We start from the raw sequence: 17,733 nt of genomic DNA, 5'->3' as shown, positions 1-17,733 counted from the left end.
GGCGGGGACGCGCCGTCGTGCGCTCAGCGCACCGTGCGCCGGGCGAAGCTCGCCGCGGCGACCTCCTCCGCCAGGTAGAAGACCGCGGGGACCATGTCCCCGGTCCTCACGAGGGCACCGGCGCTCACGAGGCCGACCAGTCCGACAACGGCAGCCTCCTTCCCGTGGCCCCGCAGGGTCGCGAGGGCCCCGGCCAGGGAGGCCAGTGCGGCCACATGGAGCCACGCGTACGTCGCGAACGGCCAGGCCGGCAGGCGGCGATACGCGAAGCGCTCGATGTCCGAGGTGCGCACGGCGAGCTCCCACACGAAGAACGGCGCTCCCGCGGTCAGGGCGCCCGCGGCGACTGCGACCAGTGTCTTCGCGCGGCCCTGCGGCAGGGACTGCGCCAGACGCACGAAGGCCGCTGGGACCGCTGCGGTGCCCGCGGCTGCGAGGTGCTCCCCCACAGTCCAGGAGCGGCGGCCGGCGCTGAGGAGTTCGAGCCGCCGTTCCGCGTCCGGCTCGGTGTACACCGTGGGCACGGGACTGATGCCTATCCCCCACACCACGCCGCCGGCCATCGCGACGAGTGCCGCCTTCCGACGGTTCCGCTCCCTCGGGTCCATCACTCCTCCGCCCCGGCATGGCCGCTCCTGCCCAGAGGGTAGGGCGCGATGTGCGCCGGGTCAACGGCCCGCGAAGCGCTAGACGTGGCCTCCGCGCAGCGTCTCGAGCGCGTACTGGAGGTCCACGGGATACGGGCTCACTGCCTCGACCCGCTCGCCGGTGCGCGGGTGCGCGAAGGCGAGCCGATACGCGTGCAGCCACTGGCGGGTGAGGCCCAGGTCGGCGGCGAGGCGCGGGTCCGCGCCGTACGTCAGGTCACCCGCGCATGGATGGTGCAGGGCGGCGAAGTGGACACGGATCTGGTGTGTGCGGCCGGTCTCGAGGTGGATCTCCACGAGGCTGGCCCGCCCGAACGCCTCGATGACCTCGTAGTGGGTGACAGACGGGCGTCCGTCCTCGACCACCGCGAAGCGCCAGTCGTAGCCCGGGTGCCGGCCGATCGGAGCATCGATGGTGCCCTCGAGCGGGTCGGGCATGCCCTGAACCACCGCGTGGTAGACCTTCTCGACGGTGCGGTCCTTGAATGCCTGCTTCAGCACGGTGTAGGCGTGCTCGGTCTTCGCCACCACCATCGCGCCGGACGTGCCGACGTCGAGCCGGTGGACAATTCCCGCGCGTTCGGGCGCCCCCGAGGTCGAGATGCGGAAGCCGGCACCGGCGAGGCCGCCGACGACGGTGGGGCCCACCCAGCCCGGTGAGGGGTGCGCGGCGACGCCCACGGGCTTGTCGACGACCACGAAGTCCTCGTCGTCGATGAGGATGTCGAGTCCGTCCACCTTCTCCACCACCACTTCCAGGGGATCGCGTACCGCTGGGCGCTCGATCTCGAGCGCATCGCCCGCGGCGAGCTTGGTCGACTTCGCGACCGCCTTGCCCCGCAGCGTCACATGGCCGGCCGCCAGCAGGGCTGCCGCCGCGGAGCGCGAGAGCCCGAGCAGCTCTCCGAGCACGGCGTCGGCACGTGCACCGGACAGTCCCTCCGGGACGACGGCGCGCTCAGGCACGCCCGTCCCCCGGGGCCTCGTCCGTGACGGCCTTCTTGGCCGCACGCGTGCCGTCCGGGGAGATGCCCCGCAGCGTCAGGAGGCAGATGAGGGAGACCCCGACGACCACAGCGGAGTCGGCGAGGTTGAAGATCGCGAAGTTCGGCAGGGAGATGAAGTCCACCACGTGCCCCATGCCGAAGGACGGCTCGCGGAAGAGCCGATCAGTGAGATTGCCCAGAGCGCCGCCCAGCACGAGTCCGAGGCCCACCGCCCACCCGGCCGACCGGATCTTCCGCGCGTAGGCGACGATGGCCACGGACACGACGGTCATGATGATGGTGAACACCCACGTGACGCCCTCGCCGATGGAGAACGCCGCACCCGAATTGCGGATGTAGTACCACTGCAGCAGCGGCGGCAGCACAGGAATCCGCTCGCCCTCGACCATCGTCCCCGTCACCCACAGCTTCGTCAGCTGGTCAAGGACGTAGGCGGCCGCCGCGAGGAGGCCCAGCAGCCCGATGCGGCGGCGGGCCGGCGTGACCGGCCCCGGTGTTGGAGAGGTGGGTTCCATGCTTCTTTCCGGTGGCAGGACGACGCCGGCGGCTGCTCGAGGCAGCCACCGGCGTCGCGTGCTGAGGCGGCTCAGACCTCTGCGTTGTCGGTGATCTCCGAGGCGGCCACGGAACCGCGGGCCTCGAGGTCGCGGAGCTGGCCCTCGATGTAGGCCTTGAGGCGCGAGCGGTAGTCGCGCTCGAACCCGCGCAGCTGCTCGACCTTGCGCTCGAGCACGGAGCGCTGCTGCTCAAGGGCACCGAGGGTCTTGCGGGACTTCTCCTGCGCGTCGTTGACGAGGCTGCTGGCCTCGATCTGCGCCTCGGCGATGATCTTGTCGCGCTGGTCGAGGCCGTCCTGCACGTGCTTGTCGTGCATCTGCTGGGCCATGGCGAGCAGGCCTGCGGCCGACTCGGCCACCGACGAGCGGCCGGCCCCGGACGGCGCGGCCGGAGCGGCGGGGGCAGGAGCCGGAGCGACCTCCTTGACCGGCTCGGGCTTGGCTTCCTCGCGGACCGGAGCGGCCTGGGCCGGCTTCTCGGCGGCCTGCGGGCCGCCCTGCTTCCCCGTGAGCTCGGCGACCTTCTTGCGGAGCTCGTCGTTCTCCTGGTTCAGGCGGCGCAGCTCGATGACAATCTCGTCCAGGAAGTCGTCGACTTCATCCTGATCGTAGCCCTCGCGGAACTTGGTCGGCTGAAAGCGCTTGTTGACAACGTCTTCTGGCGTCAGAGCCATCTGCTCACCTCATTGGTCTAGTCAGTCAGGCAGCTACCGCCACCGTGTCTACCGTATCGAATTTGTTACCCGCCGCTCCACCTGACGCCCGCCTACGGGGTTGACAGCGTGGCCCGGCCGGTGCTGTTGGCCTCGAACCTACGCGAGATTCCTGACGATCGCCATAGCGATGACAACCGCGATCACGAGGATGATGAACGCCAGGTCGAGGCTCATCGCACCCATGCGGAGCGGCTTGAACCAGCGGCGCGAGAGCCTCATCGGCGGATCCGTGACCGAATACACGGCACTGGCCGCGACGAGGGAGGCACCGCGCGGCCTCCACGTGCGCGCGAAGGACTGCACCCAGTCGAACACGAGCCTGCTGACGAGTGCGATGAAGAACACCTCGAGGAGCAGGTATAGAAGTGCGAACAGGATGCCCATCGAGGCCCTCAGCTCTGGTTGAAGAAGGTGGTCTGGCTGTCGGCGACCTTCTTGTCCTCGCCCAGCACCTCGACGTTGGACGGCGACAGGAGGAACACCTTGTTGGTCACCCGCTCGATGCTTCCGTGGAGCCCGAAGACGAGGCCCGCGGAGAAGTCGACGAGACGCTTCGCGTCCGCCTCGCCCATGTCCGTGACGTTCATGATCACGGGGATCCCCTCCCGGAAGCTCTCGCCGATGACCTTGGCATCATTGTACGAGCGCGGGTGGACCGTGGTGATCTGCCGCAGGGCGCCGTCCTCGCGCACCGACGCTGCCCGCTTGATGGGAGTCACGGGCGCCCGGTACTCCTCGACCTCGGCCGGGGACGGCTCGCGGGTGGCCAGGGCCTGACGGCGTTCTTCGCGCTCGGTGTGCACAGGCTGTTCCTCTTCCGTGCGTGCGTGGGTGGCCTCGGTCTCGAACTGCTCCTCGCCGTCCGCCAGACCGAGGTAGATCATCGTCTTGCGCAGAGCGCCAGCCATCTCGACTCCTGTCCTCGGGCCGGGCTGGGTGCACCGCAGCGCCGGGTCGCTCGGCCCAGAAGGTCCCGGCGCTACTGAAGCTATCGCACGCGCGGTCGCCTGCCGAGGACATCGGTGCCAATCCGCAGGTGTGTCGCACCCGCGGCGACGGCCTGCTCGAGGTCCTGACTCATGCCCGCAGAGACCATGTCCGCGCCGGGGTGGCGCCGCTGCATCCGCTCCGCGATTGACGCCAGTCGGGCGAACGCCTCCGCCGGGTCTTCCCCGAGCGGCGCGACCGCCATGACCCCCGCCAGACGAAGCCCCTCGGTCCCGGCCAGGAGGTCAGAGAGCCTGGGGACTTCCTCAGGAAGGGCACCGCCGCGTCCCGGCGCCGCGTCGGGGTCGAGGTTGACTTGGACGAGGCAGTCGAGCGCGCGGCCTCGGCCAGAGGCCGCCACGGCCTTCCCAAGCGCGGACACCAGCGATGCCCTGTCCACAGAGTGCACGGCATCCGCGTAGCGGACCACGCTCTTGGCCTTGTTCGTCTGCAGCTGGCCGATGAAGTGCCACGCGAGCGGCAGCTCCTCGAGCTCGGCGGCCTTCGCGGCGGCTTCCTGGTCCCGGTTCTCCCCGACGTCACGGACGCCGAGCTCGGCGAGCAGGCGGACGTCGGATGCGGGATGGAACTTCGTCACGACGATGAGCGCCGGCTCAGAGTCCCTTCCCGCGGCCTCGGTCGCACGGCGGATGCGCTCGCGGACGCGCTCGAGACTGCCCGAAAGCTGACGGCGCCTTGCCTCGGTCCCGGGCTCCTCAGCCATGGGTCCACACGAGGCCCGCAAAGCGCCCCACGCCCGGCGCCCGGCGGTGGGAGAACAGCTCGTCGTGCTCGTAGGTGCAGGCCCACGCCTCGGTGTGCACGGGCACCCCGGCCTCACGGAGCTGGCGCACGACGCCGGCGGGCAGGTCGAGCGCTGCGGTCCCCCAGCGCGTCTCCGCCGCGGTCCCGGGCACCACGGCGTCCACCTCGGAGCGCATCGCCTCGGGCACTTCGTAGCATCCGCCGCAGATGCTCGGTCCGATCCATGCCTCGAGGCCCCGTGCGCCGGCGTCCCTCAGGCGCCTGACAGCAGAGGGGACCACGCCGGCGACAAGGCCGGGGCGCCCTGCGTGCACGGCGGCCAGCGCCGGGGTCCCGTCGTCGAAGGACCCGGCGACCACGATCGGGACGCAGTCCGCCACCATGACCGCCAGCGGCTCGCCGCGCGACAGGAGCGCGTCCGCGGTGGGGGCGGGCTCTTCCCCAGCCCACGCGGCTTGGGCACCGTGCACCTGGCTCATGTACTGGAAGGACCCCACCCCGGCCGCCTCCGCAAGCGCCGCCCGGTGGCGGGCCACGGCGTCGTCGTCCGAGCCCACATGGAAGGCGAGGTTCCCCGCCTCCACGCGGGTGAACGCGGCGGTGACGCCGGGACGGATGTCCCGGCGCCACCAGAAGAGCCCCAGCGCAGAGGGGGACTCGGCCGTGCTGCTGTTCACTTGAGGAAGTCGGGCACGTCGAGGTCGTCGTTCCGCGCCCCGGACAGGTCCGGCTCGACCACGGCGGGGAGCTCGACGTCGAAGCCCGTGTCGGCGGGGATGCCGGTGCGGCCCTGGCTCCACTGGCTCAGGCCGGCATGCGCGGGGGCAGGCTGGGACGAGCGCGGGGCAGACACGGGGGCGGCAGGCACGGCAGACGGGCCAGCCGGCTGCTGGGGCGCTGCGGCGGACTGGGACGCCTGCGCCTGCGCTGACTTGACGTCCTCGAGCGACGGCGAGGTCGCCCTGACATCGTCGAAGCCCGCCGCGATCACCGTGACGCGGGCCTCGTCTCCGAGCGCGTCGTCGATCACCGCACCGAAGATGATGTTGGCCTCGGGGTGGGCGACCTCCTGGACGAGGCGCGCGGCCTCGTTGATCTCGAAGAGGCCGAGGTCGCTGCCGCCCTGGATGGACAGCAGGACGCCGTGGGCGCCGTCGATCGAGGCCTCGAGGAGCGGGGAGGCGATGGCGAGCTCGGCGGCCTTGACGGCGCGGTCCTCTCCGCGCGCCGAGCCGATGCCCATGAGCGCGGAGCCCGCGCCCTGCATGACGGACTTGACGTCCGCGAAGTCGAGGTTGATCAGGCCAGGAGTCGTGATGAGGTCCGTGATGCCCTGGACACCGGAGAGCAGGACCTGGTCCGCAGAGCGGAAGGCGTCGAGCACCGAGACGTTGCGGTCGCTGATCGAGAGCAGCCTGTCGTTCGGGATGACGATGAGGGTGTCGACCTCGTCGCGCAGCGCCTCGATGCCGTTCTCCGCCGAGGTCGCGCGGCGGCGGCCCTCGAACGTGAACGGGCGGGTCACGACGCCGATGGTGAGCGCGCCGAGCGAACGGGCGATCCGAGCGACGACGGGCGCACCACCGGTGCCGGTGCCGCCTCCCTCGCCAGCGGTGACGAAGACCATGTCGGCCCCACGCAGGACCTCTTCGATCTCGTCCGCGTGGTCCTCTGCCGCCTGGCGCCCGACCTCAGGGTTGGCACCCGCGCCGAGGCCGCGCGTGAGCTCACGGCCGACGTCGAGCTTGACGTCCGCGTCGCTCATGAGCAGCGCCTGGGCGTCCGTGTTGATGGCGATGAATTCGACCCCTCGCAGACCGACTTCGATCATGCGGTTGACTGCGTTCACGCCACCGCCGCCGATGCCGACGACCTTGATGACGGCCAAGTAGTTCTGCGGTGCTGCCACGTTGAGTGTCCCTTGTTCGAAGCCTGCTGTGTGCGAGAAGCCGGGAGCCTAACCTTAACCCTCCACTTGAAGGTTAATGTTATGTCAAGTAGCTTCTGCCCTCGACGGTATGGGTCGCGTTTGGACCGCGCAACGACCGTGATGGTGTGTCGCGGCAATCCGCCGGTCTGTGAGGCCTGCGCATCAGCGCGTCACCGGGTGGCGGGGCGCGCTCACATCGAAGACCCGAGCAGGGGCCTGGCCCTTCTGGGGGTTCTCGGCGGCCTTCATGAGGGCCGCGAGGACCGTCGCCTTGAGCTCCCGCTCCTGGGCATTCCCCCACACGACGCTGCGGCCGTCCGTGAGCCGCAGCTCGACCGAGTCTACCGACTGCGCCGTCGCGGTCGCCAACTGGCCGAGGACGTCCGCGGGCAGCGCGGCCAGGACGGCGGTGACGGCCTTGAACACCTCCTGGCCGAGAGGCATCGCAGCGCCGTCGATCACGGGCACGGGGTACTGGGACGTGTCCGATGCCTCCCCCAGGACCACGCCGTCGCCGTCGACGACGAGGAGCTTGCCCTCGCTCTTCACCAGCGCCACCGGCACGCGCTCCGTGACCGTGACGACGAGCGTGTCGGGCGGCACGGCCCGGGCCGAGACGGCCTTGACCTGCACGAGCGGGGAGACGAGCGAACGCACCTGGTCGTCGCCGACCTGCGCCAGCGGCCGCCCCATGACCGGCGCCAGGGCCGCTTCCACCTGCTGGACCGAGAGCAGGTGTGTGCCCTGGACGACCACCGAACGCACCGCGATGAGCGGCGTGAACAGCACCAGCGCCATGAGACCGGCCACGAGCACCACCGCGACGGCCGCCGCGGTCAGCGTCCGCCGCCGTCGGCGCCGGCGCGGCGGCTCCGGGAACGCGAGGACGTCCGCAGTGGATCCCGCTGCTCCCGGCGCATCGTCGCGTGCTGGCTCGCGCGGTGCCACCCGAGACGGAGACGCGCCGGCCGGCTTCCGGGCAGGCGTGCCACTCCCCCGCCCGGGGAACCACGGGCGTCCGCGCGACGGCGGCGTCTCCCGCACGCTCGGGGAATCCGCTCCCGCGGACGGCGCCTGCGAGCCCTGCGGCGTCCCGGGCGCATCAGCGCCTGTCTGCGGCTGGGAGTCGTCGCTCCCCCGGGCCGCCGCACCGAGGACGGTCACCTTGGCGCCGCGGCCCAGCCGGACGCGGGCCTCCTCGGCGTCGCCCTGCTGCCCCTCGGCCGGAGCCGAGGGGCGCGCGACCCGCGGAACGCGCGGGATCCGGCCGCTACCGGGCACGGCTGCCCTTCTCCCGCAGCGCCGCGAGCAGGACCTCGCCCTGGGCCGTCACATCGCCGGCGCCGACGGTGAGGATGATGTCCCCTGCCGCGGCCGCGCCCGCGAGCTCCGCGACGGCCCGGCCGGCATCCGACGCGTACGAGCCCGTGGGCAGCTTCGAGGTCACGAGCTCGCTCGTGATCCCCGGGATGGGGTCCTCGCGCGCCGGGTAGATGTCGAGCACGCGCACGGTGTCCGCGGCCGAGAGCGCCTCGGCGAACTGGGCCGCGAACTCTCGGGTCCGGGAGAACAGGTGGGGCTGGAAGAGGACGTGCACCCCATGTCCTCCGGCGACGGCGCGGGCCGCCGCGAGCGCGGCGCGCACCTCGGTGGGGTGGTGGGCGTAGTCGTCGAAGACGCGCACCCCGCCCTCCTCGCCCTTGAACTCGAAGCGCCGCGCGGCGCCGCTGAAGCCGGCCAGGGAGGCGGCGGCCTTTCCGGCATCCGCGCCCAGGATCACCGCCGCCGCGAAGGCACCGGCCGCGTTCAGGGCATTGTGGAGTCCCGGGACGGTCAGGGGAAGCGCATGGGTGGCTCCGGCGAAGTCGACCACGGAGCCGGCCGGGTCGAAGCGGACCCGGACATCGGCGTCGGGTGACGTACCGTACAGCATGACCCTCGGGGCGTTCGCAGCAGACCGGAGACGCTCGGCGAGGGCGCGGGCGCCGGCGTCGTCCGCGCACGCCAGGAGCGCACCGTCCGCGGGCAGGAGCGCCGCGAAGGCATCGAAGGCCGCGTGGACGGCCTCGGCCGTCCCGTAGTGGTCGAGGTGGTCGGCCTCGACGTTGGTCACGATCTCGATCAGCGGCCGATAGTTCAGGAAGGACTCGTCCGACTCGTCGGCCTCGGCGACAAAGATGTCAGTCTCCCCGGAGGCCGCGTTCACGCCGAGCGCGGGGATGTTGGCCCCTATCGCGAAGCTCGGGTCGAGACCCGCCCCACGGAGCATCCAGGTGGTCATCGAAGTCGTCGTCGTCTTCCCGTGCGTGCCCGCGACGGCGACGACGCGGCTGCCCTCCATCGCGGCGGCGAGCGCCTCAGAGCGGTGCAGGATCCGAAGGCCGCGGGCCCGGGCAGCGAGGAGTTCGGGGTTGTCCGGACGGATCGCCGAGCCGACGACGACCGTCTCGGCGTCGCCCACGTTCTCGGCGCTGTACCCCACGGCCACCCGGGCGCCGAGGCCGGCAAGGTCCGCCATGACCGGCAGGTCCTTCGCGTCCGACCCGCTCACCGCAACGCCCCGGGCGATCATGACACGGGCGACGGCCGACATCCCGACGCCGCCAATGCCGACGAAGTGGACCCTGCCCAGCGCGTCGAGGCCGGTCGCCCCCGCGCCCTGTTCCGTGTTCGTGCCGCTCATCCGCGTGCCGCCTCCATCACCATCTGTGCCATCGTCCTGTCAGCGTCCCGTACCCCGAGCGTCTGGGCCCGCCGGGCCATCTCGTCGAGCCTGCCCGGGTCGCCCAGGAGCGGCAGTACCTCACGGGTGAGCCAGTCCGGCGTCAGCTCCGAGTCGCGGACCAGGAGCGCGGCTCCTGCCTCGACGAGGCCCCGCGCGTTGAGTGCCTGCTCGCCGTTGCCGACCGGCAGCGGGACGAAGACCGCCGGCAGGCCGACCGCCGCGACCTCGCACACGGTTCCCGCTCCCGAACGGCACAGGATCAGATCGGCGGCGGCGTAGGCGGTCTCCATGCCATCGACGTACTCGACCTGGTGGTAGCCGGGTGCCTCCAGGAGCCTGCCGTCGCCGCCCGTGACGGCCTTTCCGCGCCCGGTGATGTGCAGGGTCTGGATTCCGGCAGCGGCGAGCGCCGCGAGCGAGGCACCCAACGTCGCGTTGATGCTCGCCGCGCCGGAGGACCCGCCCGTCACGACGAGGGTAGGCCTTTCCGGGTCGAGGCCGAGGGCCTTCCGGGCCGCCGGGCGCGCAGCCGCGCGGTCGAGCGCGGAGACCTCGCGGCGCATCGGCATCCCGACGAGCCTCGCGTGGCGCAGCTTCGTTGCCTCGAACGCCTTGCCGACCCACCGGGTGAAGAGGGCACCGACACGGTTCGCGAGGCCCGGACGGGTGTTCGCCTCGTGGATGACGATGGGCAAGCGCCTGCGTCGCGCAGCCAGGTACATCGGTGTGCAGACGTACCCGCCGACGCCGACGAGGACATCCGCCTGGGCGCGCTCGAGGACGGACTCGGACTGGCGCACGGCATGGGCGAGGCGCCCCGGGAGCCGGACGAGGTCGAGCGTGGGCCTGCGGGGCAGGGGCACGCGGTCGATCGTCGCGAGCTCGAGCCCTGCGGCCGGCACGAGCCGGGTCTCCATGCCCGTCGCCGTGCCGACGGCGAGGAGCCTCGCGTCGGGAGCGGCTTCCGCCACTGCGCGCGCAATCGCGAGGAGGGGGCTGATGTGCCCGGCGGTCCCGCCGCCGGCGAGCACCACGGACAGACCAGTGCGTGCGGACATCTGGGCGGGGGTCCCTGACGGATCCTCGGGGGGCATGACTACCTGGTGGCCTTCCGCTTCTCGTACTGCGCTGGCTTCTTGCCATGCGCTGGCTTTTCGTTCTGCGCCGGCTTCTCCTGCTGCCGGAGCTTGCCGGGAGAGGCTGCGGCAGCCCGTCCCCGCGCGCCCGTGAAGACCGGAGCAGACCGGGCCGAGGACGCCCTCGGAGCGTCTGCGCGGTGGTCACGGGCGAGGGCGCCGCCCTTAGCCTTGGACCTCGTCCGGCCGCGGGGCGTCCGAGCGGCCTTCGCAAGACGCATGTCCTCGCGGGCCAGGGACAACACTACGCCGATCGCACACAGGCAGCTGACGAGCGCCGAGCCGCCGGAGGAGATGAACGGCAGTGGCACGCCGATCACGGGCGCGATGCCGGTCACCATGGCCATGTTGATCGCCGCCTGGCCGAGGATCCAGGCCATGATGGTGCCCCCGAGCACCCGTGGGAACAGCTCGTCCTGCCGCGAGACCACGCGGAACACCGACACTGCCAGGACCGCGAAGAGGGCGAGGACGAGGATGGTGCCGACCAGTCCCAGCTCCTCGCCCAGCACGGCGAAGATGAAGTCGTTGTGCGCCTCCGGGATCCAGCTGTACTTCTGCCTGCTCTGGCCGAGCCCCACCCCGAACCATCCGCCCGAGGCAAGGCCCTGGAGGCCGTTCTGCACCTGGTAGCCGAAGTCCCCGCCGTCGGCCGTGCAGAAGTCGGGGTTCTGGCCGACCCAGTTGTAGATCCGGCACATGCGGTTGGGACTGGTGACGGCGAAGCCGGCGGCCCCGACAGCGAGGAGCAGCCCGGACGCTACGAAGAGCTTGGTCGGCACCCCGGCATAGAACAGCGCAGCCATCACCACGAACAGGATGACGAGGGTCGTGCCGAGGTCATGGCCCCAGATGACGAGCAGCGCGACCGCCAGCCCCACGGGCACCACGGGCACGAGCGCGTGGACCCAGTTGTCCAGGAGCGCGGCCTTCTTGTTCAGGATGGTGGCCATCCAGAGCGCGAGCAGGAGCTTCGCGAACTCGGACGGCTGGAGGCTGAACCCGGCGATGTCGATCCAGTTCCGGTTTCCGAGCACACGGCGTCCAATGACCTGGACCAGGACCAGGAGCACGACCGTCGCGCCGATGCCGGGCCAGGCCAGCCGCTTGAGCCAGCGGACGTTGATCCGCGAGAGCACCATCATCCCCGCAAGGCCAGCGAGGCCGAAGAGGCTCTGCTTGAGGGCCGCGGTGTAGGGGCTCTCCCCCGCGGCGATGCTCTCCACACTCGAGGCGGAGAGCACCATCATGACCCCGATCGCGGTGAGCGCGAGCGTGGCCGCGAGGATGAGGTAGTAGCTCGCGCCGGAGCTGGACCCCGTGGGCTTGACCAGGCGGAGCCACAGCCGCGCTGCGCCCTGCAGGGGGGCGGGTGCGCCCCGGTCCCGCTGCGCTGTGCCCGCCATGCCGTGCTCCGTCCTTCTACGTTCCTGCCTCAGGCTCAGCCATGCTTGGAGAGATGCTCCCGCACGGCCACCATGAATGCTGAGCCCCGGTGCGCATACGAGTCGAACTGGTCCATCGACGCCGCCGCGGGGGCCATCAGCACCGTATCGCCGTCGGCCGCACGCTCTGCAGCGAGGGCCACGGCCTGGGCCATGACCTCGTCGCCGGCGATGGCACCGCCGTTTCCTCCAGTCTCCCGTGCCGGGACGGGCAGGACGGGGACGCTGGGCGCGTGTCGCGCGAGAGCCTCGGCGAGTTCGGAGCTGTCCGCGCCGATGAGGACCACCGCCTTGAGGCGCCGCGCGTGCTCCGCGACGAGCTGGTCGTAGGCGACTCCCTTCGAGAGGCCGCCTGCGATCCACACGACGCTGGCGAAGGATGCGAGCGAGGCCGACGCCGCGTGCGGGTTGGTCGCTTTGGAGTCGTTGACCCACGTGACCCCGGCCGCCTCGGCGACCTTCTGGATGCGGTGGTCGCCGGGCATGTAGGACTGGAGGCCGCGCTTGATCGCGGCCGGCTCGACACCGTACGCCCGCACGAGCGCCGCGGCGGCAAGCGCGTTGGCGACCATGTGCCGCGGGGCCACCGGCCCGATGTCAGTGATCGCGCCGAGTTCGGCAGCGTGGTCGCGGCGCTCTTCGATGAACGCCCGGTCCACGAGGAGCCCGTCGACGACGCCCAGCATGCTCACCGCCGGGGTCTGGGTGGTGAACCCGACGGCGCGGCAGCCCTCCACGACGTCGGCGTCCTCGACCATGCGCTCCGTCTCGATCTGCTCGGCGTTGTAGATGCAGGCCTTCTGCGTGTTCGCGTAGACGCGGGCCTTGTCCGCCAGGTAGCTCTCATAGGACCCGTGCCAGTCGACGTGGTCCTCGGCGACGTTGAGCACCACTGACGCGACCGGCGAGAGGGAATTGGCCCAGTGCAGCTGGAAGCTCGAGAGCTCCACCGCGAACGCGTCGTACTCGACGGGCTCGCGGATCGCATCGAGGATCGGCTTGCCGACGTTGCCCACGGCCACGGCCTTGAGCCCTGCGGCGAGAAGCATCGACTCAGCCATGCCCACCGTCGTCGTCTTGCCGTTGGTCCCGGTGATCGTGAGCCAGTCGGCCGTCTTCCTGCCGCGGCGCGTCCGCACCCGCCACGCGAGCTCGACGTCGCCCCATACCGCGATGTCGCGGCGGGCGGCCTCGGCGAGCATGGCCTGGTCGGGACGCCACCCGGGCGACGTCACGACGAGCTCCGGCCACGCGCCGTCGACCTTCGGGAGCCGTCCGACGGCATCGGGGCCGAGGAGGACGTCCTCCGCGCCGACGATCCGCAGCGTCTCCGCCTGTGCGTGGGCGCGTTCGCTCGTCGCCGCGTCGACGACGACGACGGAGGCTCCCAGCTCGATGAGCGTGTCCGCCGCGGCAAAGCCCGAGACGCCGATGCCGGCGACGACGACCCGCAGGCCCGACCAGTCGGCGTCCCACGAGGTCAAGGACGCGAGCCGCTCGGCCGATTCAGAGGAAGTCCGTGTCACAGTCCTGCCACCCACTCTGCATAGAAGACGGCCAGGCCTCCGGCAACGCAGAGCCCGGCGAGGATCCAGAAGCGGACCACGACCGTCACTTCGGCCCAGCCCTTGAGTTCGAAGTGATGCTGCAGGGGCGCCATCTTGAAGAGGCGCTTCCCGTGCGTGGCCTTGAAGTACCCGACCTGCAGGATCACCGAAAGGGTGATGAGCACGAAGAGGCCGCCGATGATGCCGAGCAGCACCTGGGTGCGGGTAAGGATGGCGAAACCGGCGACCGCCGCACCGATGGCGAGCGAGCCCGTGTCCCCCATGAAGATCTTGGCCGGCGACGTGTTCCACCACAGGAAGCCGACCAGCGCCGAGCTCATGATGGCCGCGAGGAGCGCGAGGTCCAGGGGATCACGGGTCTCATAGCAGACGCTTCCCGCGACGCGCGGGGAGTCGCATGCCTGGTTGCTCTGCCAGATCCCGATGAGCGTGTACGCGCCGAAGACCATGATCGCGGCGCCCGCGGCGAGGCCGTCGAGTCCATCCGTCAGGTTCACCCCGTTGCTCGCGGCCGTGACGATGAGGTTGGACCAGATCACGAAGAGGATCGCGCCGAGGACCGTCCCGCCGAACGCGAGGTCCAGCCAGGGGACGTCCCTGAGGAACGAGATGTGCGTCGATGCCGGCGTGAGGCCCCTGCTGTCGGGGAACTGGAGCACGAGGAGTGCGAAGACGACGCCCACGAGTCCCTGTCCTATGAGCTTGGCCCGCGCGGACAGCCCGAGGCTCCTCTGCTTCGAGATCTTGATGAAGTCGTCGAGGAAGCCCACGAGGCCCATGCCGACCATGAGGAACAGCAGGAGCGCGGCGGAGATGCTCGGCCCCGTGCTGCCCGGGTTCATGAGCCAGCTGAGGAGGTGCGTGAGGTAGTACGCGACCACGGACGCCAGCACGAACACCGCGCCGCCCATGGTGGGGGTGCCGCGCTTGGTGTGGTGGGTGGTGGGCCCGTCGTCCCGGATGAACTGCCCGTAGCCCTTCCGCACGAGGAGCCGGATGAACAGGGGCGTTCCGACGAGGCCGAAGACGAGGGCCAGGCCGGAGCCGATCAGCAGTGAGATCACGTCAGCCTCGATCCTGGGTGTCGTGGGCCCGGCCATGCCCGGCCAATGCTATCCGATCGCCGAGGTGCCGCAGGCCGACGCCGTTGGACGACTTGAAGAGGACGAGGTCACCGGGTTCGAGCTCGCGCTCGAGGAGCTCGAAGGCCGCGTCCGAGTCCTCGACGAACGTGCACTCATCCCCCCACGAGCCCTCGTTCACGGCCGAGACGTACAGGGGGCGCGCCTCCCGGCCGACCACCACGAGGCGGTCGATGTTGAGCCGCACGACGAGCGTCCCGACTGCGGTGTGCGCGGGGATGGACTCCTCGCCGAGCTCGAGCATGGCGCCCAGGACCGCCCATGTGCGGCGCCCCCGGCCCAGATCCGCGAGGGTCTGGAGCGCGGCGCGCATGGACTCGGGGTTCGCGTTGTAGGCGTCGTTGATGACTGTGACGCCGTCCGCGCGCTCGGTGCGCTCCATGCGCCAGCGGCTTCCCGGGCCCTGGGCGGACAGGGAGGCCGCAATCGTCGCCACAGGGACGCCCGCGGCATACGCCGCGGACGCGGCCGCAAGCAGGTTGGACGTGTGGTGCGCGCCGATGAGCCTGCTGGCCACGTGCACGCGCTCCTCCGCGCCCACTGCCAGGTCGAATGCCGGAGAGCCCCCGGCGTCGACCGTCACGCCGTGCGCGGCGACGACCGTCCCGCGGGCCGACCACTCTGCGGCGTTCTCGGGGTGCTGGGTGAAGAGGACCAGACGGGCGGCGGTCCGGGACACCATCGCACGCACCCGCGCGTCGTCGATGTTGATCACGGCCGTGCCCTCGGGAGCGAGCGCCTCGACAAGCTCGCCCTTGGCCAACGCGATGTTCTCGACGCCGCCGAACTCCCCGGCGTGGGCCGTGCCCACGAACAGGACGACGCCGATGTCCGGCTTGACCATCTGCGCCAGGTACTCGATGTGGCCGATGCCGGTCGCGCCCATCTCGATGACGAGGTAGCGGGTCCGCTCGTCCGCTCGGAAGACCGTGAGCGGCACGCCGACCTCGCCGTTGTACGACCCCTGGGGGGACACCGTCGAGGACGGCGTGGCCGAGCCCTCGGAGGTGGAACGGAAGATGCCGGCGACAAGGTCCTTCGTGGTCGTCTTGCCCGCCGAACCCGTGATGCCCACGACGGTGAGCTGCTCGCCGCGAGCGGCCCTCGCGGCCCTGATGCGCCGGACCGCCTCGCGGGCAAGCGCTCCCATGGCGAGCACGGCGTCGGGAACCACCACGCAGGGGAAGGAAGCGCCCGAGGAGTCGGACACCTCCCGCTCGCACAGGGCGAGCACGGCGCCCGCTGCGAAGGCCGCCCCGATGAAGGCGTGGCCGTCTGCGGTCTCGCCGGGCTTGGCCACGTAGAGCGCGCCCGGTGTGGCCTCGCGCGAATCAGTGACGACGGAAAGGGGGACAGTGCTTGGGTCGCCTACAAGGCGACCGCCGGTGATCTCGGCGATCTGCGCCGCAGTGAAGTCAATCATTCCTTACCGGACTCTATAGGCTCGGCACCCACCGCGGTGAATCCGTGCGCGACCATGGCGGCCCGCAGTTCGGTGCGGTCGTCGAGGGCGTGGTCCACCCCGCTCACCTCTTGGACGGTCTCATGGCCGCGCCCTGCGACGAGGATGACGTCCTGACGCGCCGCAAGCGAGACGGCGTGCCGGATCGCCTCGGCGCGAGGCGCCACTTCGTCGATCCGGCGGCCCAGACCATGGGCGCTGTCCTCGGCCCGCGCGCCCTCGAGGACCTCTGCGCGGATCCCCGCTGCGTCCTCGTCGTGGGGGTCGTCGTCCGTGACGACGACGACGTCGGCGCCGCGCGCTGCGACCGCGCCCATGATGGGGCGCTTGCCCACATCGCGCTGCCCGGTCGCGCCGAAGACGACGATGAGGCGGCCGGGGGCGGCCGGGCGCACGGCCTCGAGCGCCCGTTCGAGGGCATCCGGGTTGTGGGCGAAGTCCACGACGGCGGCGGGCTCGGTTCCCACGAGCTGCATGCGGCCGGGTACGTCGACCGAGAACGGGTCCGCGGCGTCGAGCGCAGACTGGACGTCCGCCAGGGCTGCTCCCGCGGAGACCACCAGCAGGGTCGCAAGCGCGGCATTGGCCACATTGAAACCCCCCGGAAGGCCCGTGTGGGCCCGCAGGGTGTCGCCGTCCCGGTGGCGCAGCTCGAAGGCTGTCCCGAGTCCCCGGCGCTGCACCGCGGCGACGGTCCAGTCGGCGCCGGTGCCCGGGATGTCGGGCGAGACGCTCAGCGTGGTGACCGGGATCGGTGCTTCAGCGGCGAGGCGGCGTCCCCACGCGTCGTCGACCGTCACCACCGCCCGGGCGGCGCGTTCGGGTGTGAACAGGGCCGCCTTGGCCAGGAAGTACTCCTCCATGGTGCCGTGGAGGTCGAGATGGTCCTGCGTGAGGTTGGAGAATCCGACGGCGCTGTACCGCACGCCGTCCACCCGGCCGAACTCGATGGCGTGGGACGAGACTTCCATCGACGCCGCAGTGACCCCGCGTTCCCGCATCAGGGCGAGGAGCGCGTGCACGTCGGTCGACTCGGGGGTCGTGAGGCGGCTGGGGATCGGCGTTCCGCCGGCCGAGATCTCGATCGTCCCGATGAGCCCGGTGCGGTGGCCCAAGGCGCTCAGGAGGGCGTTGGCGAAGTAGGTCGTGGTCGTCTTGCCGTTGGTCCCGGTGACGCCGATCAGGAGCATGGGATCGCCGGAGTCCTGACTGCGGTAAACCCGTGCGGAGACCGGACCGACGGCCGCGCGGGGCCGGTCGAGGACCAGGACCGGGACGCGCTCGAGGGCGTCGTCGAGGGCGAGCTGCCGTGCGCCCTGGTCGTCGGTCAGGACCGCGACTGCGCCGGCGTCGACCGCCTGGTGGGCGAAGTCGGCGCCGTGGCGGGTCGCGCCGGGCAGCGCGAAGTAGAGATCGCCCGGGAGCACTGCCCGCGAGTCGAGGCTCGCGCCCGTGACTTCCACCTCAGGGTCGATCGTCTCCTCGGGGAGCCCCAGGAGCCGGGCGATCTGGGTGAGGGGAATCGGCGCCACCCTGGCCGGCCGGAACGCGGCCGCCTGGTCACGCGGGGACTGGGCGCGCTGCTGGGTGTCGCCTCCCGGCTGGGAGTCGCCTGGAATGGGCTTCCTGCCCGTGGGCATGGGCTG

The 17,733-nt window shown here is 71.3% G+C and carries 17 protein-coding genes; all 17 read right to left on the bottom strand.

Features of this window, described 5'->3' with window-relative positions:
- Nucleotides 1-23 precede the first annotated feature (23 nt).
- Nucleotides 24-608 (bottom strand): hypothetical protein, encoded by a 585-nt coding sequence (locus tag ACQ5BE_RS00490; protein ID WP_430295025.1) that lies wholly within the window; start codon nt 606-608, stop codon nt 24-26.
- Nucleotides 609-686: 78 nt separating this feature from the next.
- Nucleotides 687-1,613, bottom strand: a complete 927-nt coding sequence (locus ACQ5BE_RS00485) for an RluA family pseudouridine synthase (protein ID WP_430295024.1) — start codon at nt 1,611-1,613, stop codon at nt 687-689.
- Entirely contained in the window at nt 1,606-2,169 is a 564-nt protein-coding gene (gene lspA, locus ACQ5BE_RS00480; protein WP_430295023.1) for a signal peptidase II, read from the bottom strand. Before lspA ends, ACQ5BE_RS00485 begins: the two co-directional genes overlap by 8 nt.
- Nucleotides 2,170-2,240: 71 nt before the next feature.
- The gene (locus ACQ5BE_RS00475; protein ID WP_430295022.1) at nt 2,241-2,885 is read right to left on the bottom strand and encodes a DivIVA domain-containing protein; all 645 of its coding nucleotides are present in this window, start codon (nt 2,883-2,885) and stop codon (nt 2,241-2,243) included.
- 138 nt (nt 2,886-3,023) lie between these two features.
- The gene (locus ACQ5BE_RS00470; protein ID WP_208712354.1) at nt 3,024-3,311 is read right to left on the bottom strand and encodes a YggT family protein; all 288 of its coding nucleotides are present in this window, start codon (nt 3,309-3,311) and stop codon (nt 3,024-3,026) included.
- Nucleotides 3,312-3,319: 8 nt separating this feature from the next.
- Nucleotides 3,320-3,835, bottom strand: coding sequence for a cell division protein SepF (locus tag ACQ5BE_RS00465; protein WP_413250687.1), 516 nt, complete (start codon nt 3,833-3,835; stop codon nt 3,320-3,322).
- Nucleotides 3,836-3,915: 80 nt separating this feature from the next.
- Nucleotides 3,916-4,638, bottom strand: a complete 723-nt coding sequence (locus tag ACQ5BE_RS00460) for a YggS family pyridoxal phosphate-dependent enzyme (protein WP_430295021.1) — start codon at nt 4,636-4,638, stop codon at nt 3,916-3,918.
- Nucleotides 4,631-5,356 carry a polyphenol oxidase family protein gene (locus ACQ5BE_RS00455; protein ID WP_430295019.1) on the bottom strand — a complete coding sequence of 242 codons (726 nt, stop codon included), beginning with the start codon at nt 5,354-5,356 and terminating at the stop codon, nt 4,631-4,633. Before ACQ5BE_RS00455 ends, ACQ5BE_RS00460 begins: the two co-directional genes overlap by 8 nt.
- A complete protein-coding gene (gene ftsZ / locus ACQ5BE_RS00450; RefSeq protein ID WP_430295018.1) occupies nt 5,353-6,588 on the bottom strand; it encodes a cell division protein FtsZ in 1,236 nt (411 codons plus the stop codon). Before ftsZ ends, ACQ5BE_RS00455 begins: the two co-directional genes overlap by 4 nt.
- 183 nt (nt 6,589-6,771) lie before the next feature.
- Entirely contained in the window at nt 6,772-7,890 is a 1,119-nt protein-coding gene (locus tag ACQ5BE_RS00445) for a cell division protein FtsQ/DivIB (RefSeq protein ID WP_430295017.1), read from the bottom strand.
- On the bottom strand, nt 7,880-9,292 hold the full coding sequence (murC, locus tag ACQ5BE_RS00440) for a UDP-N-acetylmuramate--L-alanine ligase (RefSeq protein ID WP_430295015.1): 1,413 nt from the start codon (nt 9,290-9,292) through the stop codon (nt 7,880-7,882). Before murC ends, ACQ5BE_RS00445 begins: the two co-directional genes overlap by 11 nt.
- Nucleotides 9,289-10,392 (bottom strand): undecaprenyldiphospho-muramoylpentapeptide beta-N-acetylglucosaminyltransferase, encoded by a 1,104-nt coding sequence (gene murG / locus ACQ5BE_RS00435; protein ID WP_430295013.1) that lies wholly within the window; start codon nt 10,390-10,392, stop codon nt 9,289-9,291. The genes murC and murG overlap by 4 nt, the downstream gene beginning before the upstream one ends.
- 38 nt (nt 10,393-10,430) lie before the next feature.
- On the bottom strand, nt 10,431-11,876 hold the full coding sequence (gene ftsW / locus ACQ5BE_RS00430) for a putative lipid II flippase FtsW (protein WP_430295011.1): 1,446 nt from the start codon (nt 11,874-11,876) through the stop codon (nt 10,431-10,433).
- A 35-nt stretch (nt 11,877-11,911) separates the two neighbouring features.
- Complete coding sequence (gene murD / locus ACQ5BE_RS00425; protein ID WP_430295010.1) at nt 11,912-13,441, bottom strand: UDP-N-acetylmuramoyl-L-alanine--D-glutamate ligase; 1,530 nt, start codon at nt 13,439-13,441, stop codon at nt 11,912-11,914.
- The gene (gene mraY / locus ACQ5BE_RS00420) at nt 13,438-14,547 is read right to left on the bottom strand and encodes a phospho-N-acetylmuramoyl-pentapeptide-transferase (RefSeq protein WP_430295735.1); all 1,110 of its coding nucleotides are present in this window, start codon (nt 14,545-14,547) and stop codon (nt 13,438-13,440) included. The genes murD and mraY overlap by 4 nt, the downstream gene beginning before the upstream one ends.
- A 1-nt stretch (nt 14,548) precedes the next feature.
- The gene (locus ACQ5BE_RS00415) at nt 14,549-16,048 is read right to left on the bottom strand and encodes a UDP-N-acetylmuramoyl-tripeptide--D-alanyl-D-alanine ligase (protein WP_430295009.1); all 1,500 of its coding nucleotides are present in this window, start codon (nt 16,046-16,048) and stop codon (nt 14,549-14,551) included.
- Complete coding sequence (locus ACQ5BE_RS00410) at nt 16,045-17,727, bottom strand: UDP-N-acetylmuramoyl-L-alanyl-D-glutamate--2,6-diaminopimelate ligase (RefSeq protein ID WP_430295733.1); 1,683 nt, start codon at nt 17,725-17,727, stop codon at nt 16,045-16,047. Before ACQ5BE_RS00410 ends, ACQ5BE_RS00415 begins: the two co-directional genes overlap by 4 nt.
- Nucleotides 17,728-17,733 lie beyond the last annotated feature (6 nt).

Origin of the sequence: Sinomonas sp. B1-1, assembly GCF_050474465.1 — a bacterium.
GTDB lineage: Bacteria > Actinomycetota > Actinomycetes > Actinomycetales > Micrococcaceae > Sinomonas > Sinomonas flava.
This window is presented reverse-complemented; position numbering and strand designations above follow the sequence as displayed.